Origin of the sequence: Mesorhizobium caraganae (genome assembly GCF_016836705.1) — a bacterium.
In the GTDB taxonomy this organism is placed as follows: Bacteria; Pseudomonadota; Alphaproteobacteria; order Rhizobiales; family Rhizobiaceae; genus Mesorhizobium; species Mesorhizobium caraganae.
On sequence record NZ_JAFCGY010000001.1, the window covers coordinates 661,505 to 684,049 of the forward strand.

At 62.7% G+C, this 22,545-nt stretch carries 25 protein-coding genes; 13 read left to right on the top strand and 12 right to left on the bottom strand.

Annotation, left to right across the window (positions count from 1 at the left end; genetic code table 11):
- Positions 1–6: 6 nt before the first annotated feature.
- Positions 7–873 carry a non-homologous end joining protein Ku gene (gene ku / locus JQK88_RS03250; RefSeq protein WP_203277408.1) on the top strand — a complete coding sequence of 289 codons (867 nt, stop codon included), beginning with the start codon at positions 7–9 and terminating at the stop codon, positions 871–873.
- A 5-nt stretch (positions 874–878) separates the two neighbouring features.
- Entirely contained in the window at positions 879–3,386 is a 2,508-nt protein-coding gene (gene ligD, locus JQK88_RS03255) for a DNA ligase D (protein WP_203277939.1), read from the top strand.
- Positions 3,387–3,604: 218 nt separating this feature from the next.
- Here ligD and JQK88_RS03260 read toward each other — a convergent pair whose 3' ends face one another.
- Positions 3,605–4,279 carry an ArsR/SmtB family transcription factor gene (locus tag JQK88_RS03260; protein ID WP_203277409.1) on the bottom strand — a complete coding sequence of 225 codons (675 nt, stop codon included), beginning with the start codon at positions 4,277–4,279 and terminating at the stop codon, positions 3,605–3,607.
- A gap of 69 nt (positions 4,280–4,348) precedes the next feature.
- On the opposite strand from JQK88_RS03260, the gene JQK88_RS03265 reads away from it, so the two are divergent.
- The 3 genes from JQK88_RS03265 (at position 4,349) to JQK88_RS03275 (ending at position 5,335) form a co-directional block, all read left to right on the top strand.
- Positions 4,349–4,552 (top strand): DUF1127 domain-containing protein, encoded by a 204-nt coding sequence (locus JQK88_RS03265; RefSeq protein WP_203277410.1) that lies wholly within the window; start codon positions 4,349–4,351, stop codon positions 4,550–4,552.
- A gap of 85 nt (positions 4,553–4,637) precedes the next feature.
- The gene (locus JQK88_RS03270; protein WP_203277411.1) at positions 4,638–4,994 is read left to right on the top strand and encodes an NIPSNAP family protein; all 357 of its coding nucleotides are present in this window, start codon (positions 4,638–4,640) and stop codon (positions 4,992–4,994) included.
- Positions 4,991–5,335, top strand: coding sequence for an antibiotic biosynthesis monooxygenase family protein (locus JQK88_RS03275; RefSeq protein ID WP_203277412.1), 345 nt, complete (start codon positions 4,991–4,993; stop codon positions 5,333–5,335). Before JQK88_RS03270 ends, JQK88_RS03275 begins: the two co-directional genes overlap by 4 nt.
- Before the next feature lie 230 nt (positions 5,336–5,565).
- Here the strand turns inward: JQK88_RS03275 and mbfA are convergent, their stop codons facing one another.
- Positions 5,566–6,549 carry an iron exporter MbfA gene (gene mbfA / locus JQK88_RS03280; RefSeq protein WP_203277413.1) on the bottom strand — a complete coding sequence of 328 codons (984 nt, stop codon included), beginning with the start codon at positions 6,547–6,549 and terminating at the stop codon, positions 5,566–5,568.
- A 167-nt stretch (positions 6,550–6,716) separates the two neighbouring features.
- Here mbfA and JQK88_RS03285 point away from each other — a divergent pair, with 167 nt between their 5' ends.
- Positions 6,717–7,037, top strand: coding sequence for a hypothetical protein (locus tag JQK88_RS03285; protein WP_112559095.1), 321 nt, complete (start codon positions 6,717–6,719; stop codon positions 7,035–7,037).
- A gap of 108 nt (positions 7,038–7,145) precedes the next feature.
- Here JQK88_RS03285 and JQK88_RS03290 read toward each other — a convergent pair whose 3' ends face one another.
- The 7 genes from JQK88_RS03290 to JQK88_RS03320 form a co-directional block, all read right to left on the bottom strand.
- Entirely contained in the window at positions 7,146–7,517 is a 372-nt protein-coding gene (locus JQK88_RS03290) for an endonuclease domain-containing protein (RefSeq protein ID WP_203277940.1), read from the bottom strand.
- Positions 7,518–7,614: 97 nt separating this feature from the next.
- Entirely contained in the window at positions 7,615–7,986 is a 372-nt protein-coding gene (locus tag JQK88_RS03295; RefSeq protein ID WP_203277414.1) for a hypothetical protein, read from the bottom strand.
- Positions 7,987–8,322: 336 nt separating this feature from the next.
- Complete coding sequence (locus tag JQK88_RS03300) at positions 8,323–8,952, bottom strand: CDGSH iron-sulfur domain-containing protein (RefSeq protein WP_203277415.1); 630 nt, start codon at positions 8,950–8,952, stop codon at positions 8,323–8,325.
- 272 nt (positions 8,953–9,224) lie between these two features.
- Complete coding sequence (locus JQK88_RS03305; protein ID WP_203277416.1) at positions 9,225–9,572, bottom strand: hypothetical protein; 348 nt, start codon at positions 9,570–9,572, stop codon at positions 9,225–9,227.
- 270 nt (positions 9,573–9,842) lie between these two features.
- Positions 9,843–10,352 (bottom strand): hypothetical protein, encoded by a 510-nt coding sequence (locus JQK88_RS03310; RefSeq protein ID WP_203277417.1) that lies wholly within the window; start codon positions 10,350–10,352, stop codon positions 9,843–9,845.
- A 40-nt stretch (positions 10,353–10,392) separates the two neighbouring features.
- Entirely contained in the window at positions 10,393–11,091 is a 699-nt protein-coding gene (locus JQK88_RS03315) for a hypothetical protein (protein WP_203277418.1), read from the bottom strand.
- Between the two features lie 46 nt (positions 11,092–11,137).
- Positions 11,138–11,650 (bottom strand): hypothetical protein, encoded by a 513-nt coding sequence (locus JQK88_RS03320; RefSeq protein WP_203277419.1) that lies wholly within the window; start codon positions 11,648–11,650, stop codon positions 11,138–11,140.
- Between the two features lie 502 nt (positions 11,651–12,152).
- Here JQK88_RS03320 and JQK88_RS03325 point away from each other — a divergent pair.
- Together JQK88_RS03325 and JQK88_RS03330 are read left to right on the top strand one after the other, a co-directional pair.
- Positions 12,153–12,305, top strand: a complete 153-nt coding sequence (locus tag JQK88_RS03325; RefSeq protein ID WP_203277420.1) for a YegP family protein — start codon at positions 12,153–12,155, stop codon at positions 12,303–12,305.
- Between the two features lie 323 nt (positions 12,306–12,628).
- The gene (locus tag JQK88_RS03330) at positions 12,629–13,822 is read left to right on the top strand and encodes a hypothetical protein (RefSeq protein WP_203277421.1); all 1,194 of its coding nucleotides are present in this window, start codon (positions 12,629–12,631) and stop codon (positions 13,820–13,822) included.
- A 130-nt stretch (positions 13,823–13,952) separates the two neighbouring features.
- On the opposite strand, the gene lepA is transcribed toward JQK88_RS03330, so the two are convergent.
- The gene (gene lepA / locus JQK88_RS03335) at positions 13,953–15,758 is read right to left on the bottom strand and encodes a translation elongation factor 4 (protein ID WP_203277422.1); all 1,806 of its coding nucleotides are present in this window, start codon (positions 15,756–15,758) and stop codon (positions 13,953–13,955) included.
- A 405-nt stretch (positions 15,759–16,163) separates the two neighbouring features.
- Between lepA and JQK88_RS03340 the strand changes: the two genes are divergently transcribed.
- The 3 genes from JQK88_RS03340 (at position 16,164) to msrA (ending at position 18,030) form a co-directional block, all read left to right on the top strand.
- On the top strand, positions 16,164–16,856 hold the full coding sequence (locus JQK88_RS03340) for a DUF1223 domain-containing protein (protein ID WP_203277423.1): 693 nt from the start codon (positions 16,164–16,166) through the stop codon (positions 16,854–16,856).
- A 79-nt stretch (positions 16,857–16,935) separates the two neighbouring features.
- Positions 16,936–17,193 carry a hypothetical protein gene (locus JQK88_RS03345; protein WP_203277424.1) on the top strand — a complete coding sequence of 86 codons (258 nt, stop codon included), beginning with the start codon at positions 16,936–16,938 and terminating at the stop codon, positions 17,191–17,193.
- 111 nt (positions 17,194–17,304) lie between these two features.
- Entirely contained in the window at positions 17,305–18,030 is a 726-nt protein-coding gene (msrA, locus tag JQK88_RS03350) for a peptide-methionine (S)-S-oxide reductase MsrA (protein WP_203277425.1), read from the top strand.
- 186 nt (positions 18,031–18,216) lie between these two features.
- Here msrA and JQK88_RS03355 read toward each other — a convergent pair whose 3' ends face one another.
- Positions 18,217–19,221, bottom strand: a complete 1,005-nt coding sequence (locus JQK88_RS03355) for a cytochrome d ubiquinol oxidase subunit II (RefSeq protein WP_203277426.1) — start codon at positions 19,219–19,221, stop codon at positions 18,217–18,219.
- A gap of 10 nt (positions 19,222–19,231) precedes the next feature.
- Positions 19,232–20,593, bottom strand: a complete 1,362-nt coding sequence (locus JQK88_RS03360; RefSeq protein ID WP_203277427.1) for a cytochrome ubiquinol oxidase subunit I — start codon at positions 20,591–20,593, stop codon at positions 19,232–19,234.
- Between the two features lie 251 nt (positions 20,594–20,844).
- Here JQK88_RS03360 and JQK88_RS03365 point away from each other — a divergent pair, with 251 nt between their 5' ends.
- Complete coding sequence (locus JQK88_RS03365) at positions 20,845–21,786, top strand: ABC transporter ATP-binding protein (RefSeq protein ID WP_192257155.1); 942 nt, start codon at positions 20,845–20,847, stop codon at positions 21,784–21,786.
- Positions 21,783–22,544, top strand: a complete 762-nt coding sequence (locus JQK88_RS03370) for an ABC transporter permease (protein WP_112559080.1) — start codon at positions 21,783–21,785, stop codon at positions 22,542–22,544. Before JQK88_RS03365 ends, JQK88_RS03370 begins: the two co-directional genes overlap by 4 nt.
- Position 22,545: the final 1 nt, after the last annotated feature.

Genomic DNA, 22,545 nt, shown 5'->3' on the forward strand with positions numbered 1-22,545 from the left:
TTCGCCATGGCACCCCGCCCCGCCTGGAAGGGCTATCTGAAACTGTCGCTGGTCACCTGCGCCGTCGAACTGACCAACGTCGTCACCCACACCGAAAAGGTCTCGTTTAGGGTGCTGAACCGCAAGACCGGCAACACGGTCAAGCGGATCTATGTCGATGCCGAAACCGGCAAGCCGCTGGAGGAAGGCAATGAGATCAAGGGCTACGAACTCGATGACGGCGACTTCGTCCATATCGAGGAAGACGAGATCGCTGCGGTGCAGATCGAGTCGTCGCACACCATGGCGCTGGACGGTTTCGTCGACAAAGCCTCGATCCAGCAGATTTATCTCGACACGCCCTATTATGTCGCGCCGGCCGATAAGGTGTCGGAGGAAGCCTTTGCCGTCATCCGCGACGCCATGGCCGGCAAGAAGATGGCCGGGCTGGCGCGCATCGTGCTCTATCAGCGGGAACGTCCCGTCGTTATCGAGCCGCTCGGCAAAGGCATGGTGCTGACCACCTTGCGCTACGACAACACGGTGCGGCAGCCCGACAGCGTCTTTGGCGACATCGAGGCGGTGAAGACCGACCAGGAGATGACGGATCTCGCCGAACTCATCATCGACAAGAAGAAGGCGAAGTTCGATCCGTCGAAATTCGAGGACAAATATGAGGATGCGCTGCTCGAACTGATCCGCGCCAAGAAGGCCGGCAAGAAGGCGCCGAGGCCACAGGCCGCGCCCAAGCCGTCCAACGTGGTCAATCTGTTCGACGCGCTGAAGAAGAGCCTGTCGGATGGCGGCGCGGCGAAGGGCTCGGCCAAGAAGGCGAGGCCGGCGGCCAAAAGCGGCAAGGCGAAAGCCGCCGCGCCCAAACGCAAATCGGCGTGAGCACCATGGCCCGCCTCGAGCAATATCAGGCCAAGCGCGATTTCAAGAAGACGGCGGAGCCTGCGGGCAAAGTCACGCCCGGCAAGACATCCGGCGGCATTTTCGTCATCCAGAAGCACGATGCGACCAGGCTGCATTACGATTTCCGCCTCGAGCATGACGGCGTCTTGTGGAGCTGGGCGGTGACGCGCGGCCCTAGCCTCGATCCACACGAAAAGCGGCTGGCCGTACATGTCGAGGACCACCCGATCGACTATGCGTCCTTCGAAGGCACCATCCCCAAGGGCGAATATGGCGGCGGCACGGTCATCGTCTGGGACGAAGGCACATGGACGCCCGAGATCGACCCGGCCAAGGCGATGAAAAAAGGCCACATCTCGTTCGAGCTCAAAGGCAAGAAGCTGAGCGGCCTGTGGCATCTGGTCAGGCTGAAGCCACGCGCGGGTGAAAAGCGTGACAACTGGCTGCTGATCAAATCCGACGACGCCGCTGCCCGCCCGGGCGAAGACATTCTGAAGGACGCACCGGAATCGGTGAAATCCGGCCTCACCATCGAGCAGGTCGCGGAGGGCAAGACCGTCGACGGCAAGAAGCCGAAGGTCTGGCATTCCAACAAGCCTGCCGCCTCCAGCAAGGCGAAGGCCGGCAAGCGTCTCGATTTCATCGAGCCGCAGCTGGCGACGCTGGAGCGCGAGGCGCCGCCCGGTAAGGACTGGCTGCACGAAGTCAAATTCGATGGCTACCGCATGCAGGCGCAGATCGCCGGCACCGAGGTGCGGCTTCTGACCCGCACCGGCCTCGACTGGACGGAGAAATTCGGCCCCGAGATCGTTGCCGAACTCGCCCAGCTGAAATGCAGCGACGCCATCATCGATGGCGAGATCGTGGTGCTGGCCGACAGCGGCGTTTCGTCCTTCGCGCTGCTGCAGCAGGATTTGTCCGCCAATCGCACCAATCGCTTCACCTACTACGTCTTCGACCTGATGCGGCTCGACGGCAAGGATCTGCGCGCCGAGCCGCTGGTCGAGCGCAAGCAGGCGCTGCAGGAACTGCTTGGCGAGCCGGCCGAAAATGCCGCCGTCCGCTTCAGCGACCATTTCGCCGAGCCGGGCAAGATCATGCTTCAGCACGCCTGCCGCATGGGGCTCGAAGGCATCGTTTCCAAGCGCGCCGACGCACCCTATCGCAGCGGTCGCGGCCCAAGCTGGGTAAAGTCCAAATGCACGGAGCGCCAGGAATTCGTCATTGGCGGCTATCTGCCCTCGGAAAAGACCGGCCGCGGCCTGCGCTCGCTGCTGGTCGGCTATTTCGAAGGCGGCAAGCTCAATTATGCCGGCCGCGTCGGCACCGGCTTTTCGGTCAAGGGCGCGACGGACCTGAAGAAGAAGCTCGATGCGCTGAAGGCAAAATCATCGCCTTTCGCCGCCGCCGTGCCGAAGGGCAAGGGCCTGGTCTGGGTCAAGCCTGAACTGGTCGGCGAAGTGGAGTTCCGCAGCTGGACCTCCGACCGTATAATACGCCACGCGTCGTTCCAGGGACTGCGCGAGGACAAGCCGGCGGAGGAAGTCGTGCAGGAAAAGCCATCGAAACCGGCGAGCAAGGCAAAGCCCGCGGCAGGCAGCGCCGGCAAGGCTTCCGGGACGAAAGCTGGGGCAATGACCACCAGCGTAAAACTCTCCCATCCCGAAAAACTGCTGTGGCCCGACGAAAAAATATCCAAGCAGGCTTTGCTCGAGCACTACGCGCTGGTCTGGCCGCGCATGGAGCAGTTCATCGTCAACCGGCCGCTCAGCCTGGTCAGAGCGCCGGACGGCATAGGCGGGCCGCGCTTCTTCCAGAAACACGCCTCGGCCGGCATGAGCGACAAGATTGCCCGGATGAAGGATCCGACCGACGGCGAGGAGATCCTGTTCATCCGCGATTTCGATGGCCTTGCCGCTCTGGTCCAGTACGGCGTGGTCGAGGTCCACATCTGGGGTTGCACGACCGACGAGCTGGAAAAGCCCGACCAGATCATCTTCGATCTCGATCCCGACGAGGGCGTCGACGTCAAGGCGGTGCGCGAGGCAGCGCTCGACATCCGAGGCAAGCTCGACGATCTGTCGCTGCCGAACTTCGTCAAGCCGTCGGGCGGCAAGGGCTATCACGTGCTGGTGCCGCTGAAGCCTTCGGCGGATTGGGAGGCGGTCAAAACCTTCTCGCATGATTTCGCCAAGGCGCTGGAGCAGGCCGCGCCCGACCGCTACACGGCGACGCTGTCGAAGAAGGCCCGCACCGGCAAAATCTTCGTCGACTATCTGCGCAACGGCAGGGGTTCGACCACGGTCGCGCCCTACTCCTCACGCGCCAAGAAGGGCGCGACCGTGTCGATCCCGGTCACCTGGGCGGAGGTGGAGGCGGGGCTGGCGCCGAACGCATTTCCGATCGGCGACAAGACGACGCTGAAGCAATTGGAGAAGGCTGATCCGTGGGCGGATTTCTTCAAGCAGGCGAAGGTGCTGAAGCGGGGGTGAGGGGCCGACGTAGCGATCCTTCGCGCCCCCCTCTGGCCTGCCGGCCATCTCCCCCACGAGGGGGGAGATTAGCGGTTCCGGCGCCCCGCTCATTCCTGCAACCGTTGAAGATTGGCGAAAGCCCGCGTGACGTCCGATCTCCCCCCTTGTGGGGGAGATGTCCGGCAGGACAGAGGGGGGCGCTGTCCCGCCAGCATCGCGAAATCGGCACCGGCAAACTAAGCCAAAAACACCCGCTCAAACGCCTGCTTCCCCGGCGGTGAAAACACCACGGCGCGACTGTCCTTCTCCCGCCTTGCCCATTTCTCGGCCAGAATCTTGTCGAGGATCGCCGCGCCCAGCGTGCCGGCGAGGTGCGAGCGACGCACGCTCCAGTCGAGGCAGGCGCGGCAGACCGGCCGGCGCGGCTTGGCGCCGACATCGATGCCGATGGCCGAAAAATGCGACGCCGCCGACGGCCCGAGCCTGATCTCCTGGTCGTCGCGCAAAAGAATGTCGCGCGCCACAAGCCGGTCCAGCATCGCCACCGCCTGCTCGCCCGCGAGGTGGTCGTAGCAGACGCGGGCGACCCGCATCGCGCCATCGCGCGGACCCGGCCGCACGCGTTTGGGGCCAACGGCTTCCGCCACGCCGGTGATCGCTTCGATCATGCCGGCCACTTGCGGCCCGGCGAGGCCGTAATAGCGGTGCCGGCCCTGGCTGGCCAAAGTCAGCAGCCCGCCCTCCATCAGTTTGGACAAATGCGACGACGCGGTCGGCAGCGACACGCCGGCTTCCAGCGCCAGTTCGCTGGCCGTCAAAGCCGTGCCGCCCATCAGCGCATTCAGCATGTTTGCCCGCGCCGGATCGCCGACCAGGCTGGCGATGCGGGCGATGTCGGGTCCTTCACGCATAGTTCGGTCTCCATCGAAGCATTCTTGCGAGATAATCACTAATGTCGGGCGAGATCAAGGAGAACGCCGATGCCAACCGCTTCCGCCCCACTCGCCAGCCGCCAGACATTCCCGATCGTCACCTGGCTGCACCGGCGGCTGCTCGCCCGCTGGTATGACCGCCACCTGCAGCGGCTCGACCTCGCCGAGATCGACGACCATTTGCTTCGCGATCTTGGCCTGACCCGGGAGGATGTGCGCCGCGAATGCGCGAAATCCTTCTGGCAGGCCTGACCGCCAGCATTTTTGCTTAGCAGGCCCTGCGGCATGACGTTTCGCCGCCGCTCGAACAATCCATGCGAAACCCAAGGAGATCACGATGACCATGACCTGCTTCATCCGCTACGAGATCGACCCGTTCGGCAAGGCGGCGTTCGAGCAATATGCCAAGGCCTGGGGCCAGGCGATCCCGCGCTGCGGCGCCGATTTGATCGGCTACTACGCCTTGCACGAGGGCTCGGCCACCACCGCCTACGCCGCCTACAACATCGACAGCCTGGCGGCCTATGAAGCCTACCGCGCCCGGCTCGCCGCCGATCCCGCCGGCAAGGCCAATTACGAATTCGCCCGCCGCGAAAAGTTCATCTTGAAAGAAGACCGCATCTTCTTGAAGCTGGTGTCCGGGCCGCATGGACCGCGGCAGCTGTTCCAGCCCGCGGTCAAGGAGGAAGCATGATCGCTGTCATCTTCGAGGTCGAGCCGGCGGAGGGAAAGCGCGATGCCTATCTCGGCATCGCCGCGGAGCTCAGGCCGCTGCTCGACGGCATTGACGGTTTCATCTCGATCGAGCGGTTTCAGAGCCTGGTCGACCCGAACCGCATCCTGTCGCTGTCCTTCTGGCGCGACGAGGAAGCGGTCAAGGCCTGGCGCAACACCGAGGAGCACCGGCAGGCGCAGAAGGCCGGCCGCGGCGGAATCTTTGCCGGCTACAGGCTGCGCATCGCGCATGTGGTGCGGGACTATGGGCTGACGGAAAGAGACGAAGCGCCGGCGGATAGTCGGGTGGTGAATGGGTGAAGCTGACGATGTGCGGCGGCATTCATAACCGTCGACCGTCGCGCCGCCCCTCATTGTCCTGCCGGACATTTCTCCCGTATAGTGACGGGGAGAAAGACGCTGTTGCCGATGGTTTCGCCAATCGCCAGCGTTGCAGAACAAGCTGCGAAATTCGCGATAGCCCCTTCTCCCCGTTTACGGGGAGAAGATGCCGGCAGGCAGATGAGGGGCAGCGCCGACCTTTGCCTTACCTAAGCATTCCCGATCAGCACCCCGGCCGCAAACACCAGCGCCCCGCCCAGCACCACCTGAAACGCCGCGCGCAGGAAAGGGGTTTGCATATAGCGGTTCTGGACGAAGGCGATCGTCCACAGTTCGAAGAACACCACCACCGCGGCCACCGCCGTTGCTGGCCAGAAATACGGGATGAGATAGGGCAGCGCGTGGCCGAGGCCACCCAGCGTCGTCATGATGCCGACGGTCAGCCCCCGCTTGATCGGCGAGCCGCGGCCCGACAGTTTGCCGTCGTCGGAGGCGACTTCGGTGAAGCCCATCGAAATGCCGGCGCCGATCGAGGCGGCAAGGCCGACCAGCAGCGTCTGCCAGGTGTCATGGGTGGCGAAGGCGGCCGCAAAGATCGGCGCCAGCGTCGACACCGAGCCGTCCATCAGCCCGGCCAGCCCCGGCTGCACATAGGTCAGGATGAACTGGCGCTGCTCGGCGCTGGCCTCCTCGTCCTTGACGGCGCCCGGCACAAGTTTCTGCTCCAGCCGATGCGCCGAACTCTCATGGCTTTGCTCCGCCGCCGCGAGGTCGTTGAGCAGTTTTCTGGTCGAAGCGTCGCTGGTGCGCTTGGCCGCCTCGACATAGAAGCGATAGGCCTGCTGCTCCATGGCTTCGGCCTGCCGCCGAACATTTTCGACGCCGAGCGGCCGCACCAGCCAATCGGGCTTGCGCTCGTAATAGCCCTTTACATGCTCGCGGCGCAGCAGCGGAATGCGCTCGCCGAAACGCTTGCGGTAAAGCTCGATGAGGGAATCGCGATGGCCGTCTTCCTCGAGTGCCATCGCCTCGAACACTTTTGCCGATTGCGGAAAGCTTTCGGCCAGTCCCTCGGCATAGGCGCGGTAGATGCGCCCGTCATCCTCTTCCGACGAAATTGCCAGCGCCAGGATCTCCTGTTCCGACAGCGATTCGAAGGGGCGGCGGCCGAAACCGAAGACACGGGAAAGCATGATAAATTCACCCTAGTTTAGAATGGTTCTAAACTAGGCGCCGGCGCTTCTCCGGTCAATCGCCGGTCAACAAGTGTTGAAGCGCCCAGGCTGCGGCGCGCCCTTCATTATCAGCGAATGTTCGCCTATATAGATGGCGACATGCAAAGCGAAAGGACACCTTGGAGATGACGGCAAAGCCGCACGACCACTTCGATCCCAAACCCGTCCTCGATCTCATCGCCAGCATCGAGGCCGACCTGCAGCGGCTGAAAGGCCTGGTCGAACAGCAGGTCGAAAAATTCGACCCCGCAAATCCGCACAACAAGGCGCCCGACGGCAAGCTGACCGAGGAGGGCGTCGAGTGTTGCTACCGCATGTTCGACGAAGGCAAGTCGCGCTATTCCGTCGCCCAGCAGATGAAGATCTCGTTTGCCGCCGCCACGCACAGGTTCAATGCCTGGCGCAAGGCGGGTGGCGCGAAGCGGCAGAGGGCGCTGCTCGGGTGAGCGGGGAAGCTGCTGATCTCCCCCCTCGTGGGGGAGATGTCCGGCAGGACAGAGGGGGGCGCTGTCCCGCCGACGGCTCCCCTGCCTACAGCCCAGCACCGGCACCGTTCAGGATGCGCCTCCAACCCCAGCCGCAATCACAATATGCTGGCAGACATTGTCGATGTCGCGGATGACGTCGTCATTCCAGAACCGCAGCACGGTCCAACCATCTTGCTCGAGTCGCGCTGTCCGCGTTTCATCACCGGCAGCCGCACCGCCAGCCGCATGCTGGGAGCCATCGACCTCGATAACCAGCTTCTTCTCCGGGCAAGCGAAGTCGACAATGTAGCCGGCGATGGGAAATTGTCGTCGGAAGCCAAGCCCCATCAGCCGGTGCGCGCGAAGTTCGTTCCAAAGCTTGAGCTCGGCTGGCGTCAGGACTTTGCGCATCGATCTGGCGCTTGCGCGATGTCGAGGCGGCAACGGTGTGTGCGGCATTGGTGGTTGTCTATCTCGGCGCTCTACGGCGCCCCCCTCTGTCCTGCCGGACATCTCCCCCACACGGGGGGAGATTAGCAGCTTCGGCCGCCTCGCCCTACGGCACCAGATCAATCTCTTCCGTCTCGCCGCCTTCGCAGGTGTAGCAGCAGTCTTCGCATTTTTCCTGGTTATTGGGGCCGACGCCCCAATAGGTTTCCTCGTCGCCATCGACCCAGGCGCCGTAGCAGATCGACTCGCCTTCGTTGCACGAGACCGGGATCTGCTTGGTCTCGCCATCGTCGAGATAAAAGTCCTTGTCATTGCCCGGCCAGACATAGTCGCGGTCCTGGCTGTAGAGCTCGAGGCGCATGGCGTTGGGATGGCTGTTCTTGACGGCAAAGGTGATGTCGGCGGCATAGGCCGATGGCGCCAGCAGAGCGGACAGCGAAAGCGCTGCGACGATGCGGCGCGTGATGGTGAGAGACATGGCATTCCCCGAATGAGAATCGGCCCCCTCGGCCGAGAGAACCAGCATCGCATGATGGCGGCTGACATTGAAGGGCAATGCCTGACTGATTTTGGGGTGATTGGTGGAGGTGGCGGAACTGCTGATCTCCCCCCTTGTGGGGGAGATGGCCGGCAGGCCAGAGGGGGGCGCGAAGGATCGCCAGGTTCGCCGCGATCCAATTCGACCTCGGCCACAATCGCAACAAGCTGGCATACATTGTCGATGTCGCGAAGGAGCACGGTCTATGCTCTACGGCGCCCCCCTCTGCCCTGCCGGGCATCTCCCCCACACGGGGGGAGATCAGCCAATCGCCAGCTACCCCACAAACCCAACCCGTTTATGCGATCCATCGCAAAACGGCTTGTTGGCCGAGTGGCCGCAGCGGCAGAGAAACGTGCGGGTGGTGCGGTCGATCGTGTGGCCGGTGCCGGTGACGATCTCGGCATTGCCTTCGACCTTCAACGGCCCGTTGGTGGTCGGCGTTATGGTCAGCGGGCCATTCCGTGCCTCCAGCGTCGCCGGCGCCTCCTTCAGCGGCGGCTCGCCGGTGGCTGTGAAGCCGGCCTTGATGTGGCTGTTGTCGCAGAACGGCTTGTTCTGCGAAGCGCCGCAGCGGCAGAGCGTGGCGCGAAACAAGGTCTCGCCGCCCAGCACGATCTCGGCATGGACGGCCAGCGGCCCGTTCTCGCGCAGCCGCACGGTGTTGACCACTGGCGGCTTCTCCTGCGGCCCGCCATCCTTCCTAAAGCAGCCGATGGCGCCGGACGGACAGTTTTCGGCCAGCGTCACGACTTGCTCGACGCTCGCCGCCTCGGGGTGGATCCATTCGCCCGGCGCATTGGGCACGAAGACATGCGGATTGCCGAGCACGCAATTGCGCGAGTGGATGCAGCGCTTGCCGTTGAAGGAAACGTCGATCTTCTCGCCTTCGACCGTGCCTGCCATGGAGCTCTCCTCGTGGTGGGTGGCAAGAGGCTAGGGCGGCGGTGGCAAGGGCGTCAAGCTCGCCGGGAGGCGAACTGCTGATCTCCCCCCTCGTGGGGGAGATGCCTGGCAAGGCAGAGGGGGGCGCTGTCCCGCCGACCTCTCAAGCCCGCAGCCCACCTCATTTCGATTTAAGGCTTGTTGATCCGATGCGCTGGCGATCCTTCGCGCCCCCCTCTGTCCTGCCGGACATCTCCCCCACAAGGGGGGAGATCAGCAGCTTCGGCGCCCCGCTACTCCACCAGATCGATCGTCTCCGTCGTCTTCTCCACGCAGATGAAGCAGCACGTATCGCAAGGCTGGTCATTGTCCGGCCCGACCCCCGCCGAAATCGCATCATTGCCGTTCACCCAGGCGCCGTAGCAGATGTTTTCGCCCTGAGAGCACGAGATCGGCACCGATTTCTGCGAGTTCGGCTCGATCAAAAACACCTGGTCGCCGCCCGGCCACGACATCTTGCGGTCACGGCTGAACAGCTCCACCGCCACGGCCTGGCTGCGCAGGTTCTTGACGAAGAACGCCATATCGGCGGCATGCGCCGGGGTGGCGATGAGGAGGGCGGCAAGGGTGAGGCGAAGCATGGCGGGGGTTTCCGAATCGGAGAGGGGAACTAGAGCATGAGCGGAGAAGCGGCGGTAGAGCGGGTAATCTCCCCCCTCGAGGGGGAGATGTCGCCAAAGGCGACAGAGGGGGTCGGTCCGACCGGACTCGACTTCATTGACGCCAAGGAAAGCTAGCGCTCCACGCGAGGCGACCCCCTCTGGCCTGCCGGCTTTCGTCGCTCGGAAAGCCAAGCAATTGGCTTCCCGTCCGCTACGCGGACCACTCCTCAACCCCCTCAAGGGGGGAGATCAGCGCCGCACCACCACATGCGGCGCCAGCCGGCGGATCGCCTCGACCATGTCCTGGCCGCGCACATCCAGCGACGACACCTCCATGTGCACGATGTTCTTGCCGAAGGGCAGCATCCGGTCGAGCGCGTTGGCGGGCGCATATTTGATTTCGTCGGGCGGCTCGCGCGTGAGCTCGAAATTGAGCATTGCCGCGCCCTTGCCGGAGGTCAGATGCACGCTCTTCACCATCGCCCATGGCACCAGGACATCACCGGCACGAGCATCGCGGAAGCCTTGGCTGTCCAGGGTGACCTGGACCGAACGGTCGAAGGCGCCGCGCGCGATGACATAGGCGAGCCCAAGGCAGCCGAGCGCCACCAGCGCGATGACAAGCACATGCCCGCCATCGGCGCCCGCCGCCAGTCCGCGCAGCGCGCCGAAACCGGCAATCGCGCCGATCAGCAACGGCCCGATTGCCGGGAAGATCTTTCCCGTGGCGCTGTTGCGGAGTTCGAGCGGCGCGGACATTGGACAAGATTGAAACTGAACGCCGCGCGAGTCGAGTGGTCTACGCCGGGCTGGCAGGCACGCCTTGGCCAGCGGGCCGCTCGCGGCAGAAACACAGGATCGCCAGCATCACCGCGATCAGCACGATGGCGTAGTAGATCCCGACGCCGGCATAATGTTCCGCCCTTTCGATCGGATAGGCGCGGCCGTCCCTGGCGGCCCGCGCCACCATCGAGGCGACAAGCGCGTCATGGGAGAACATCCAGTTTATCGCGCTCAGGAGCAGGACCGATATGAGCAGCAGGGCGTTGTAGAACTTCGCCCTCGGCTCGAACCGCAGCAGCATGGCGCCACACCAGCCGTAAACCGCGCCGTAGAGCGCGACTGCCGCATTCTTCAGCGGCGTCTGCTCGACCATGAACAGGAAAGGCGTGCCGTCATCGCCTTCGGCCAGGCGCAGCATGTACCAGATGCCGGAGAGCACGCCGAGCGTGCCGAGCAGCAGATTGGCCCATTGACGCTGGCCGGCCGGTTGCTCGTTGAGCGGGTAGGAGAGCAGCCATTCGCCCACCGAGGCGTTGGCCAGCCGCACAAGAGCGACAAGGACCACCGAAACGAGCTGCCGCGCCGCCCATGTCGTCGGTTGACCGAGAACGGCCTCGCCGACACCGGGAAACAGCCGGTCGGCCACGACGACCGCTGCATTCACCCAGGCATAGTCGAGGCAGAAGCTGAGGAACGGCAAGACATATTTGCGCAAATCGAAATTCTCCGCCCGTCACACCTGCTTGGCGCATCGCCCCTGCTTAACGGTTGGGCCGCACGAGTGTCCAGATCCAGCCGGCAAAGGTCAGCACCAGGAAGGGATAGCCGGCGGCGGGCAGCGGCGCCGAGGTCGGCAGCAAGGGCGCGCCCCACAGCACCATGCCGACCGTCACGACAAACAGGATGGCGGCGATGAGGCCGGTGAGCCGCATCCAGAGCGCAACGGTGTTCGACGCGCCGATCAGGACAAGCGCCGCCGCCCACAGCGAGATGCCGTCGACATAGGACGGCACGCTGGCCTCCAGCCCTGCCGCATTGCCGGCCAGCAGAAGGCTTTCGCCGGCAAGGAAGGTGAGAAACCCGGCCGCGACGAGGTCATTGCCCAGCCGTTGGTATTTCATGGTGAGCAGCGCGGCGGCAACCACGAGTGCCACGCCGTCGATCGCCCAGAGCGTTTCGCGCAGTGGGGCGCTGGCCACGAAAGTGCCGGCCAGGCCGAAGGCGCCGCCGATGGCGAGGCCGATAGAGGCGACGGTGTCGAGGGTGGTGCGCATGTGATGGCTCCCCAAGCGGGGAGAGGATACCGCAGGGTGGGGTGATCGCAAAGCTTGGCGATGGCCGCCTTACAATAAAAACGTCAGTAATGTGGACCTATGTTGCATTGCAATAGAATCATACCCCCTCGATGATGTTTGCTTTTTAGCAAACAAGAAGTATTGTTCGCCGAAGCGGGATCGCTTTGCGCTGAGTTATCCCCGCTGGGAGGAGTTGCGTAAGCGTTTGTATTTATTGTGGAAATCCCGAAACCATTAGCTTCCGTTGATGGTTTATTAGCCATGCCTTGACTCTCGGCATAGCTTAACCTCATCTTGAAGTCGTCCAGAATCAAGAAACCGCCGCAAAGCTGGCGAGCCGCGACGGTTTCAGAGTTCTAACCCGCACAAGATTGGACGTCAGGCGCGGGGTATGGCGTATTTGGTACACTGATGTTGAATCAGAATAATCCGCCATGGTCAAGCCTGACGTTTGCTCACGCCAAACTAAGGAGCGACTCCAATGGCGCAACGTACTTACCCCTCGTACTGGTTGTACAAGGACAATCGTGGTGAATGGCGTTGGACATATGAAGCTGCGAACGGCGAGACTATCTCCGTAAGCAGCGAAGGCTACAAGCGCCGGGTCGATGCCGAGCGCGGGTCGACATCATGAAAGCGTCGACCAACAGCCTGGTTTGGTACCCGGCGAATCTCGAGAACGCCGCTTGAAGGCTCGGGGAGAGGCTGACCAACGCTTCTCCCCGCACCAAAGCATCCCTGGGAAGAACGTGCATGCCGAAATCTTCGATAGCGTCTGTTGGATTTGAGTGCGCAAGCTCGTCCGTTGAATATATCCCTTTTGGGAGCAGCGCATCCCTTCTAGACTTCGACATAACTATGTTTAGACCTCAGATTGACTCGCACATTAGTTACCGTGAAACCTACAACGGAAAACCTTGCCTTGACGACGATAGGTCATTTGCACTTCGGCGATACATGGATCATTGGCGTCGCGAGATTCTGGATTCGGTCAACGGCGGGAAGACGGTCATCGTTTTTATGACCGACCTTATCTATTTATCCATTGCCACAGGAGAGAAGACCTATTCGGGATCAGGACGTAATTCCCGAGTTACGAGGATTGTAACTGACTACGACAACTACCGATTCTTGCCTTATTCACTCAAACTTACACCGAGCATCGGTCGTGGCATGGCGCTTTCGGTTGAGAAATCGGAGCCGCTTGTTGAGTATTGGAATGAGTTTGGCGAAGCCTCAACGTACAAAATCATCATAAATGACGCTGGGTCTCCAGGACACATCTTAACGCGAAATGGCAACAAGCCAGTGGGCCTATTACTTAGGTCGAAAGTTAGCAATGGCGCACTCGTGCTATTGCCGGATTTGGATGTTGACGCCGAAGAATTTACGACCGCAGGGAAAGGCAATCAAACGCTATGGTCTAAAGAGGGTCAAAGATTTTTTTCTGCATTGGTGAGCGCGGCTGTCTCAATCGACAAGGCGATCAAAAGCTCCGGAGAGGTTACGCCGGAGCCGAGTTGGTCTGCGACCGCAAGGTTCAAGCTGAAGGCTGAAATTGAGATTGAAGGCAGGCTTTCGGCTCTGAATGCCGAGCTTGACCGTATCAATGGAGAGACTAGTGACCTGAAGGCACGCCTTTCGGATGTCTCCTTGCTCAGAGGTTTGCTGTATGAGAAAGGTCCTCAGTTGGAGAAAGCCATAATCAAGTCCTTGCGTCTTCTTGGCTATTCTGCAGAGCACTCAAACATAGACAATATCGAACTTGACGTTGTTTTTGCTTCTGACGATGGCCGTTTGATTGGGGAAGCAGAAGGCAAGGATAGCAAACCCATCAACATCACTAAACTGCGGCAGTTGGCTCTGAATGTTCACGAAGATTTCGAGAGGGAAGACGTCAAAAAGATCGCAAAGGGAGTCCTGTTCGGCAATGGTTATCGACTGTTGCCGATCGAGGAGAGAGAGGAGCCGTTCACTGACAAATGCTTGAGCGCTTCGACAGCTAGTTCAACAGCGTTGGTTAGCACACCAGACTTATTTTTGGTTGCACAGTATCTGAGCGACAATGCAGATTCGGATTTTGCCAAGAAGTGCAGGCTGGCAATTAGCTCAACCGTGGGCCGTGTATGTTTCCCGCCTGTCCCCAAATAGCGGACGCCAACCGAATCACCGCACTGCCGCAACCCCCGGGGTGGGACCCGCTGCCTCCGGCAGCTCCCACCCGGACTTGCACTCGCATCGACCCACCGGGTCGATGCGTCCGGCCTGAAGGCCGGACCGCTTAGTCCCCCATCTTCAAGGCCTGAATAAAAGCCTCCTGCGGAATATCGACCTTCCCAAATTGCCGCATCCGCTTCTTGCCCTCTTTCTGCTTGTCGAGCAGCTTGCGTTTGCGGCTCACGTCGCCGCCGTAGCACTTGGCGGTCACGTCCTTGCGCAGCGCCGAGATGGTTTCGCGGGCGATGACCTTGCCGCCGATCGCGGCCTGGATCGGGATCTTGAACAGGTGGTGCGGGATCAGCTCTTTCAGCTTCTCGCACATCTGGCGGCCGCGCTTTTCCGCCGCCGTGCGGTGGACCAGCATGGACAGCGCGTCGACCGGCTCTTCATTGACCAGGATCGACATTTTTACCAGGTCGCCTTCCTTGTAGTCGGTGAGGTGATAGTCGAAGGAGGCGTAGCCCTTGGAGATCGACTTCAGCCGGTCGTAGAAATCGAAGACGACTTCGTTTAGCGGCAGATCGTAGGTCAGCATGGCGCGTTTGCCCACATAGGACAGGTCGGCCTGGATGCCGCGCCGGTCCTGGCAGAGCTTCAGGATACCGCCGAGATAGTCGTCGGGCGTCAGGATGGTGGCGCGGATCCACGGCTCCTCGATGGCCGAGATCTTCACCACGTCGGGCATGTCGGCCGGGTTGTGCAATTCCTTGACCGAGCCGTCATTGAGCAGCAGCCGGTAGACGACGCTGGGCGCGGTCGCGATCAGGTCGAGGTTGAACTCGCGCTCCAGCCGCTCCTGGATGATTTCCAGATGCAAGAGGCCCAGGAAGCCGCAGCGATAGCCGAAGCCGAGCGCGGCGGAGGTTTCCATTTCGTAGGAGAAGGACGCGTCGTTGAGGCGCAGCTTGCCGACGGCGGCGCGCAGATCCTCGAAATCGGCGGCGTCGACCGGGAACAGGCCGCAGAACACCACCGGCTGCGCCGGCTTGAAGCCGGGCAGGGCATGCGCGGTGGCGCGCTTGTCCTCGGTGATGGTGTCGCCGACGCGGGTGTCGGCCACTTCCTTGATCGAGCCGGTGAAGAAGCCGAACTCGCCGGGGCCGAGCTCGTCGACATTGATGCGGGCCGGCGTGAACACACCGGTGCGCTCGACCAGATATTTGGCGCCGGTGCCCATCATGCGGATGGTCTGGCCCTTCTTCAGCACGCCATCGATGATGCGCACCAGCACGATGACGCCGAGATAGGCGTCGTACCAGCTGTCGACCAGCATGGCCTTGAGCGGCGCCGTGGCGTCGCCTTCGCGCGGCGGCGGCAATTGGTGAACGATGGCTTCCAGCACATCGGGAATGCCAAGGCCGGTCTTGGCCGAGATCAGCACCGCGTTGGAGGCGTCGATGCCGATCACCTCCTCGACCTGTTCGCGGATGCGCTCGGGCTCGGCGGCCGGCAGGTCGACCTTGTTCAGCACCACGACGATCTCGTGGTTGTTGTCGATGGCCTGGTAGACATTGGCCAGCGTCTGCGCCTCGACGCCTTGCGAGGCGTCGACGACCAGCAGCGAGCCCTCGCAGGCGGCGAGCGACCGCGACACTTCATAGGCGAAGTCGACGTGTCCGGGCGTGTCGATCAGGTTGAGGATATAGTCCTCGCCATTGTTGGCGCGGTATTTCAGCCGCACCGTCTGTGCCTTGATGGTGATGCCGCGCTCGCGCTCGATGTCCATCGAGTCCAGCACCTGCTCCTTCATGTCGCGCAGCTCCAGCCCGCCGGTGGACTGGATCAGCCGGTCGGCAAGCGTGGATTTGCCATGGTCGATATGGGCGACGATGGAGAAATTGCGGATGTGGTCGAGAGGCGTGCTCATGGCGCGCGCTTTAGCAGGGGCTGTAAGCAGGGGCAAGCGGGGGTGGGTTTGCAGAGCAACGCTGCCGGGAATGAAGCCGCAATGACCAATGTCTGCGCTGCCCCTCATTGTCCTGCCGGACATTTCTCCCCGTATAGTGACGGGGAGAAAGGGCCTGACCGCAGCCGCGGCGCTCTTCTTGTTGCAACATTGGCGATTGGCGAAACCGGCGATGACAGCGTCCCTCTCCCCGTCACTCTACGGGGAGAGGATGCCGGCAGGCAGGTGAGGGGCAGCGCCAACGCCCGGAACATGTGTCGTCCTGCATGGCACACATCACAAACCGGTGAGCGATGTAACGAAGCCTCGGGCGGCTGCGAAGTGGGTGATGACCGGCGCATCCCAGCGCCCCACGGAGCAAGCCAAATGTCTACAAAACTTATCGCCTTGTCCGGCCTCCTCGCAGCATCGCTGTTGTCGTCGATCGGCACAGCCTTCGCCCAGCCGCTCACCGTGGTCGAATTGTTCACCAGCCAGGGCTGCTCGTCCTGCCCGCCGGCCAATGCCAATCTGATCAAGGTCAAGGACCAGCCGGGCGTGCTGGCGCTGTCGTTCAACGTTACCTATTGGGATTATCTCGGCTGGAAGGACACGTTCGGCCGCGAGGAATTCACGCAGCGCCAGGTGCGCTATGAGCCGTCGCTCGGCCGCTCCGGCCCGTTCACGCCGCAGGTCGTGGTCAATGGCGGCGCCGATGCGGTGGGCGCGGCGCCCGGCGAGATCGAGCAGCTGATTTCCTCGAGCGGCCACGCTAAGGGACCGTCGCTGTCGCTCGACGGCGGCAAGATCAGCATCGGCGCCGGTTCCGCACCCGACGGCAAGGCCGATGTCTGGCTGGTCCGTTACAACAAGGGCGTCATCGAGGTGCCGGTGGCGCGCGGCGAGAACACTGGCCGCACCCTGCCGCACGCCAATGTCGTGCACTCGCTGGAGAAACTCGGCAGCTGGAGCGGTGACGCCACCTCTCTGCCGCTGCCGGCGGCGTCCGGTGGCTTGAGCACGGCGGTGCTGGTGCAGACCCCCGGCGGCGGGCCGATCCTGGCAGCAGTCGCCGACTGATTTTCTTTTCCACCCCAACGCCGCAACAGCGGCACAACCGGGCTCGCTTCCGCGCGCCCTCATCTGAGAGGAAATACAAATGACCAAGACCCTGACGGCGCTCGCCTTTGCGCTTTCGATGACGGCCTTCGCCGCCGGCGCCCGCGCCGAAGACGCCATGAAGCCGGCCGATCCGATGGCCACCGAGGCGATGAAGCCGGCGGACGCCATGAAGCCAGCCGATCCGATGGCGACGAATGCGATGAAGCCAGCCGCCGACGCCATGAAGCCGGCCGATGCCATGAAACCCGCAACGGACGCGATGAAGCCGGCGGACGCGATGGCGCCCGCGCAATAAGGCTTGAACCCGTGGGCCCGGCCGTATGGCGGCCGGGCGGCGCACGGCAATTTGAGAAACCAGACGGGACGATCTGTCGTATAGTCGTCGCCACCATCAAGGAGATCAGACATGACCGGCATTGCAAAGACGAGAACGCCGATCTTCAAGAGCGCGCTTGCCGCACTCATCGTCGCCGCGGCGGCGGCTGCCTTCTGGCAGAGCCCGGCGCGCTCGGCCGAGGACGCGGTGGTGATCCCGCCGCCGGCAATGGACGAAAAGGCCGCCAGCGGCAGCGAGAAGGCGATCTTCGCCGGCGGCTGCTTCTGGGGCGTGCAGGGCGTGTTCCAGCACGTCAAGGGCGTGACCAAGGCCGTCTCCGGCTACACCGGCGGCGCCAAGGATGACGCCGTCTACGAAACGGTGGGCAGCGGCCGCACCGGCCATGCCGAATCGGTCGAGATCACCTACGATCCGTCCAAGGTGACCTACGGCCAGCTGCTGCAGGTCTATTTTTCGGTCGCCCACAACCCGACGCAGCTGAACTACCAGGGCCCGGACTCGGGCACCCAGTACCGCTCGACGATCTTTGCCGAGAACAGTGAGCAGCAGAAGATAGCCCAGAGCTACATCGCCCAGCTCGACAAGGCCAAGGTGTTTCCCAAGCCGATCGTCACCACGCTGGAAACGGGCAAGACCTTCTATCCGGCCGAGGAGTACCACCAGGACTTCCTGACGCTGAACCCGACCTACCCCTACATCGTCTACAACGACCTGCCCAAGGTGGCGAATTTGAAGTCGCTGTTCCCGGCGCTGTACAGCGACAAGCCGGTGCTGGTGCTGGCGGGGAAGAGCTGATGGGTTCTGGGCCTTCTCCCCGTCACTATACGGGGAGAAGGTGCCGGCAGGCGGATGAGGGGCGGCACTGACATCGAGATGTGACGGGCCACACGTTTCTGCTTGACAGGTTTGCGCTGCCCCTCATTGCCCTGCCGGGCATTTCTCCCCGTATAGTGACGGGGAGAAAGGCGCTGTCATCGACGTTCAATCATACGTCAAATCCGTCGCCTTCCCCCCAAACACGCGATACGCATAGAACGAATAGAAAATAATCACCGGCAGCACGACCACCGTGCCGGCGAGGATGATGGCGAGGCTTTCCGTCGCTGACGCCGCCTGCCAGATGGTCAGCTTATCGGGCACCACGAAGGGGTAGAACGACCACGCAAGCCCGGCAAAGCCGAGGGCAAAGATGGCGGCCAGCGTCAGGAACGGCCGGAGCGCATGGCGGTCGTCGGGTTTGGGCAGATGGAAGGTCTGCCGCCACAGCCACAGGAACAGCAGCGCCGACAGGATCGGCAGCGGCGACAGATAGAGCATTTCCGGCCAGACGAACCATTTGGCGAAAATGCGCGGGCTGGCGAAGGGTGTGGCCAGCGACACCGCCGCCATGCCGAGCGCGGTCAGCACAAGGGTTGTGCGCAGCCAGCGCACCGCCTTCCTCTGCAACTCGCCCTCGGTCTTGTAGATCACCCAGGCGGCGCCCATCGCGGCATAGGCGGCCGATAGGCAAAGCGCCACCAGCGCGCCGAAGGCGATGCCGCCAAGGCCGACATCGAGGCCCAGCACATAGACGCCCAGCATATAGCCCTGCGCCAGCGAGGCGATGATGGAGCCGAGGAAGAAGATGCGATTCCAGCGATGCTTCTTTCCAGACGGCACTTTGGCGCGGAAGTCGAAGGCGACGCCGCGCAGGATGAGGCCGACCAGCAGCACGAAGACCGGAATGTAGAGGGCGGTCAGGATGACGCCATGCGCCATCGGGAAGGCGACCAGCAGCAGCCCGACGGCCAGCACCAGCCAGGTCTCGTTGGCATCCCAGAACGGGCCTATTGCCGCGATCATCGTGTCCTGCTCGGCATCTTCGGCGACCGAGAACAGGATGCCGATGCCGAGATCGAAACCGTCGAGGATGACGTAGATCAGGATGGCGAGGCCCATCAGGCCGGCGAAGATCAGGGGGAGCGCGGTTGGCCAGTCGAAGGTCATTTTTCTCTCCCTACTCGCCCGCGGCCGGTTGCGACATGGCCGTCTTCATCACGCCCGGCAGCGGCGAGGTGTCGCCGTCCTTGGCCGCCTTCAGCGCCAGGTGCACCAGCACGCCGAGATAGGCGATCAGCAAAAGCACATAGAGGATGAGGTAGATCGCCAGCGTCAGCGCGACATGGCTGCCGGCGACCGGGCCGACGGCGTCCGCCGTTTTCAGCACGCCTGTGACCAGCCAGGGCTGGCGGCCGATCTCGGTGGTGTACCAGCCGGCGAGCGTCGCCAGCCAACCGGACAGCGCCATCGGCACCATCAGCATGGCCAGCGGCCTTGGCAGGCTGTGGCGGCGCTTGAGGAAGAAGGTGGCCGACCACGAGACGACAAGCATCAAAATGCCGGTGCCGACCATGATGCGAAAGCCCCAGAACAACGGGAGGACCGGCGGATGCAGGCCGGGATAGTCGTTCAGCCCCGGCACGATGCCGTTGGTCGAGTGCCGCAGCACGACACTGGCGCCATCGGGGATGGCGACCTCGAACCTGTTTTCCTTTGCCGCCTCATCCGGCCAGGCAAACAGCACCAGCGGCACGTTGGGCCCGGTGTTCCAGTTGGCTTCCATGGCGGCGATCTTCTGCGGCTGGTGCTCCAGCGTGTTCAGGCCGTGCTGGTCGCCGGCAAAGATCTGGATCGGGATCAGGATGGCGGCGGTGAACACACCGGTGCGCAGCGCCTTCCACATCGATTCCGAACGGTCACCGCTGAGATAGCGCAGCGCCGACAGGCCGGCGATCAGGAATGAGACGGTGAGCCCCGAGGCGAGCAGCATGTGCACGAGGCGGTAAGGCATGGACGGGTTGAAGACGATCGCCCACCAGTCGACGGGATGCGCCTTGCCGTCGATCATTTCGAAGCCGGCCGGCGTCTGCATCCAGGAATTGAGCGCGATGATCCAGAACGCGGACAGCGTGGTGCCGCCGGCGACAAGCACCGTGGCCAGCGTGTGGACGCGGTTCGACACCCGGCGGAAGCCGAACAGCATGATGCCGAGGAAGGCCGCTTCGAGGAAGAAGGCGGTGAGGATTTCGTAGGCAAGCAGCGGGCCGGCAATGTTGCCGACCGTTTCCATGTAGCCCGGCCAGTTGGTGCCGAACTGGAAGCTCATGGTGACGCCCGAGACCACACCCATGGCGAAGGACAGCGCAAACACCTTCACCCAGGTGAAATAGGCGCGCATCCAGGCGGAATCATTGGTGGCGTTGTAGCGGAGCTTGAAGAACAACAGCACCCAGCCAAGCGCAATGGTGATCGTCGGAAACAGGATGTGGAACGAAATGTTCGCCCCGAACTGCATACGCGACAGGATGAGCGGGTCCATGGCGGGCTCCGGCTGCTGTTTGTGATTGAAGAATAGGGCGGAAGCCCAGCCCGGTCAAAGCGGCGTGGCGCCACGCGGGGCGCGTTGTCGCAGCAGATCGGGCCAAACCCTCAGCGTCCCCCAATACCCTTGGCGAAACCCTCGAAAAGAGAACGTTTGTCCAGAATTGTCAGCAGCGGCATTGACTTCCGGCCGTGCGCACCGACATTCAGCGCAATAATAATCCCTTTCAAGCAGTCGTTTCCCGCCTCATGTCTTCCACTATCTCGCCCTCCATCATTGCGATTTCCGGGGTCACCAAGACCTATGCCACCGGCTTCAAGGCGCTGAAGGAAATCAACCTCGACATCGAACGCGGCGAGATCTTCGCGCTGCTGGGGCCGAACGGCGCCGGCAAGACGACGCTGATCTCCATCGTCTGCGGCATCGTCAACCGTTCGTCGGGCACGGTCACCGTGGACGGCCATGACATCGGCAAGGACTACCGCGCCGCGCGCAGCCTGATCGGGCTTGTGCCGCAGGAATTGACCATCGACGCCTTCGAGACGGTGTGGACGACGGTCAATTACAGCCGCGGCCTGTTCGGCAAGGCGCCCAACCCGGGCTTCGTCGAGAAGGTGCTGCGCGACCTCTCGCTGTGGGACAAGAAGGACGCCAAGGCGATCACGCTGTCTGGCGGCATGAAGCGCAGGCTGATGATCGCAAAGGCGCTGTCGCATGAGCCGCGCGTGCTGTTCCTCGATGAGCCGACGGCCGGCGTCGACGTCGAGCTGCGCCAGGACATGTGGGCGATGGTGCGCCGGCTGCGCGACGACGGCGTCACTATCATCCTCACCACGCATTACATCGAAGAGGCCGAGGCGATGGCCGACCGCGTCGGCGTCATTAACAAGGGCGAGATCATCCTGGTCGAAGGCAAGGCCGAGCTGATGCACAAGCTTGGACGCAAGCGGCTGCTGCTGGAGCTGCGCACGCCGCTGACCGCCGTTCCCGATGCTTTCTCGCGCTACAAGCTGGAGCTGTCGCCGGATGGCACACAGCTGACCTACACCTATGACAATCAGAGCGAACGCCCCGGCGTCGCCTCGCTGCTGCGCGAGCTCGAGGCGGCCTGCATCCAGTTCCGTGACATGGACACGCAAAACAGCTCGCTCGAGGAGATTTTCGTCAATCTGCTGAGGCAAGAACCATGAATTGGCGCGCAGTCTGGGCGATCTACCGGGTCGAGATGGCGCGAGCGTTCCGCACCGTGCTGCAGAGCATCGTCTCGCCGGTGATCTCGACATCGCTCTATTTCGTCGTCTTCGGCTCGGCCATCGGCTCGCGCATCACCGAGATCGACGGCATCAGCTACGGCGCCTTCATCGTGCCCGGCCTGATCATGCTGTCGCTGTTGACGCAGTCGATTTCCAATGCCTCATTCGCCATCTACTTCCCGAAATTCGTCGGCTCGATCTACGAATTGCTGTCGGCGCCGGTGTCCTATCTTGAGATCGTCATTGCCTATGTCGGTGGCGCCGCGACCAAGTCGATCATCCTCGGCCTGATCATCCTGGCCACGGCCTCGCTGTTCGTGCCGCTGCACATCCAGCATCCGTTCTGGATGCTGGCCTTCCTGGTGCTGACGGCGGTGACCTTCAGCCTGTTCGGCTTCATCATCGGCATCTGGGCGAAAAGCTTCGAGCAGCTGCAGCTGGTGCCGCTGCTGATCATCACGCCGCTGACCTTCCTTGGCGGCAGCTTCTATTCGATCAACATGCTGCCCGAGGTCTGGCGCACGGTGACGCTGTTCAACCCGGTCGTCTATCTGATCAGCGGCTTCCGCTGGAGCTTTTATGGCAAGTCCGACGTCTCGGTCGGCGTCAGCCTCGGCATGACCGTGGTGTTCCTGGCCATCTGCATCGCCATCGTCGCCTGGATATTCCGGACCGGCTACCGGCTGCGCAACTGAC

Coding starts and splice junctions, on each gene's coding strand:
- JQK88_RS03290 (WP_203277940.1), bottom strand. CDS start 7,517: ATGCCGCACACACCGTTGCCGCCTCGACATCGCGCAAGCGCCAGATCG.
- JQK88_RS03260 (WP_203277409.1), bottom strand. CDS start 4,279: ATGCGTGAAGGACCCGACATCGCCCGCATCGCCAGCCTGGTCGGCGAT.
- JQK88_RS03325 (WP_203277420.1), top strand. CDS start 12,153: ATGGCGCAACGTACTTACCCCTCGTACTGGTTGTACAAGGACAATCGT.
- msrA (WP_203277425.1), top strand. CDS start 17,305: ATGACCGGCATTGCAAAGACGAGAACGCCGATCTTCAAGAGCGCGCTT.
- lepA (WP_203277422.1), bottom strand. CDS start 15,758: ATGAGCACGCCTCTCGACCACATCCGCAATTTCTCCATCGTCGCCCAT.
- JQK88_RS03275 (WP_203277412.1), top strand. CDS start 4,991: ATGATCGCTGTCATCTTCGAGGTCGAGCCGGCGGAGGGAAAGCGCGAT.
- ligD (WP_203277939.1), top strand. CDS start 879: ATGGCCCGCCTCGAGCAATATCAGGCCAAGCGCGATTTCAAGAAGACG.
- JQK88_RS03355 (WP_203277426.1), bottom strand. CDS start 19,221: ATGACCTTCGACTGGCCAACCGCGCTCCCCCTGATCTTCGCCGGCCTG.
- JQK88_RS03305 (WP_203277416.1), bottom strand. CDS start 9,572: ATGCTTCGCCTCACCCTTGCCGCCCTCCTCATCGCCACCCCGGCGCAT.
- JQK88_RS03300 (WP_203277415.1), bottom strand. CDS start 8,952: ATGGCAGGCACGGTCGAAGGCGAGAAGATCGACGTTTCCTTCAACGGC.
- JQK88_RS03270 (WP_203277411.1), top strand. CDS start 4,638: ATGACCATGACCTGCTTCATCCGCTACGAGATCGACCCGTTCGGCAAG.
- ku (WP_203277408.1), top strand. CDS start 7: ATGGCACCCCGCCCCGCCTGGAAGGGCTATCTGAAACTGTCGCTGGTC.
- JQK88_RS03340 (WP_203277423.1), top strand. CDS start 16,164: ATGTCTACAAAACTTATCGCCTTGTCCGGCCTCCTCGCAGCATCGCTG.
- JQK88_RS03365 (WP_192257155.1), top strand. CDS start 20,845: ATGTCTTCCACTATCTCGCCCTCCATCATTGCGATTTCCGGGGTCACC.
- JQK88_RS03295 (WP_203277414.1), bottom strand. CDS start 7,986: ATGTCTCTCACCATCACGCGCCGCATCGTCGCAGCGCTTTCGCTGTCC.
- JQK88_RS03265 (WP_203277410.1), top strand. CDS start 4,349: ATGCCAACCGCTTCCGCCCCACTCGCCAGCCGCCAGACATTCCCGATC.
- JQK88_RS03310 (WP_203277417.1), bottom strand. CDS start 10,352: ATGTCCGCGCCGCTCGAACTCCGCAACAGCGCCACGGGAAAGATCTTC.
- JQK88_RS03330 (WP_203277421.1), top strand. CDS start 12,629: ATGGATCATTGGCGTCGCGAGATTCTGGATTCGGTCAACGGCGGGAAG.
- mbfA (WP_203277413.1), bottom strand. CDS start 6,549: ATGCTTTCCCGTGTCTTCGGTTTCGGCCGCCGCCCCTTCGAATCGCTG.
- JQK88_RS03345 (WP_203277424.1), top strand. CDS start 16,936: ATGACCAAGACCCTGACGGCGCTCGCCTTTGCGCTTTCGATGACGGCC.
- JQK88_RS03320 (WP_203277419.1), bottom strand. CDS start 11,650: ATGCGCACCACCCTCGACACCGTCGCCTCTATCGGCCTCGCCATCGGC.
- JQK88_RS03285 (WP_112559095.1), top strand. CDS start 6,717: ATGACGGCAAAGCCGCACGACCACTTCGATCCCAAACCCGTCCTCGAT.
- JQK88_RS03360 (WP_203277427.1), bottom strand. CDS start 20,593: ATGGACCCGCTCATCCTGTCGCGTATGCAGTTCGGGGCGAACATTTCG.
- JQK88_RS03370 (WP_112559080.1), top strand. CDS start 21,783: ATGAATTGGCGCGCAGTCTGGGCGATCTACCGGGTCGAGATGGCGCGA.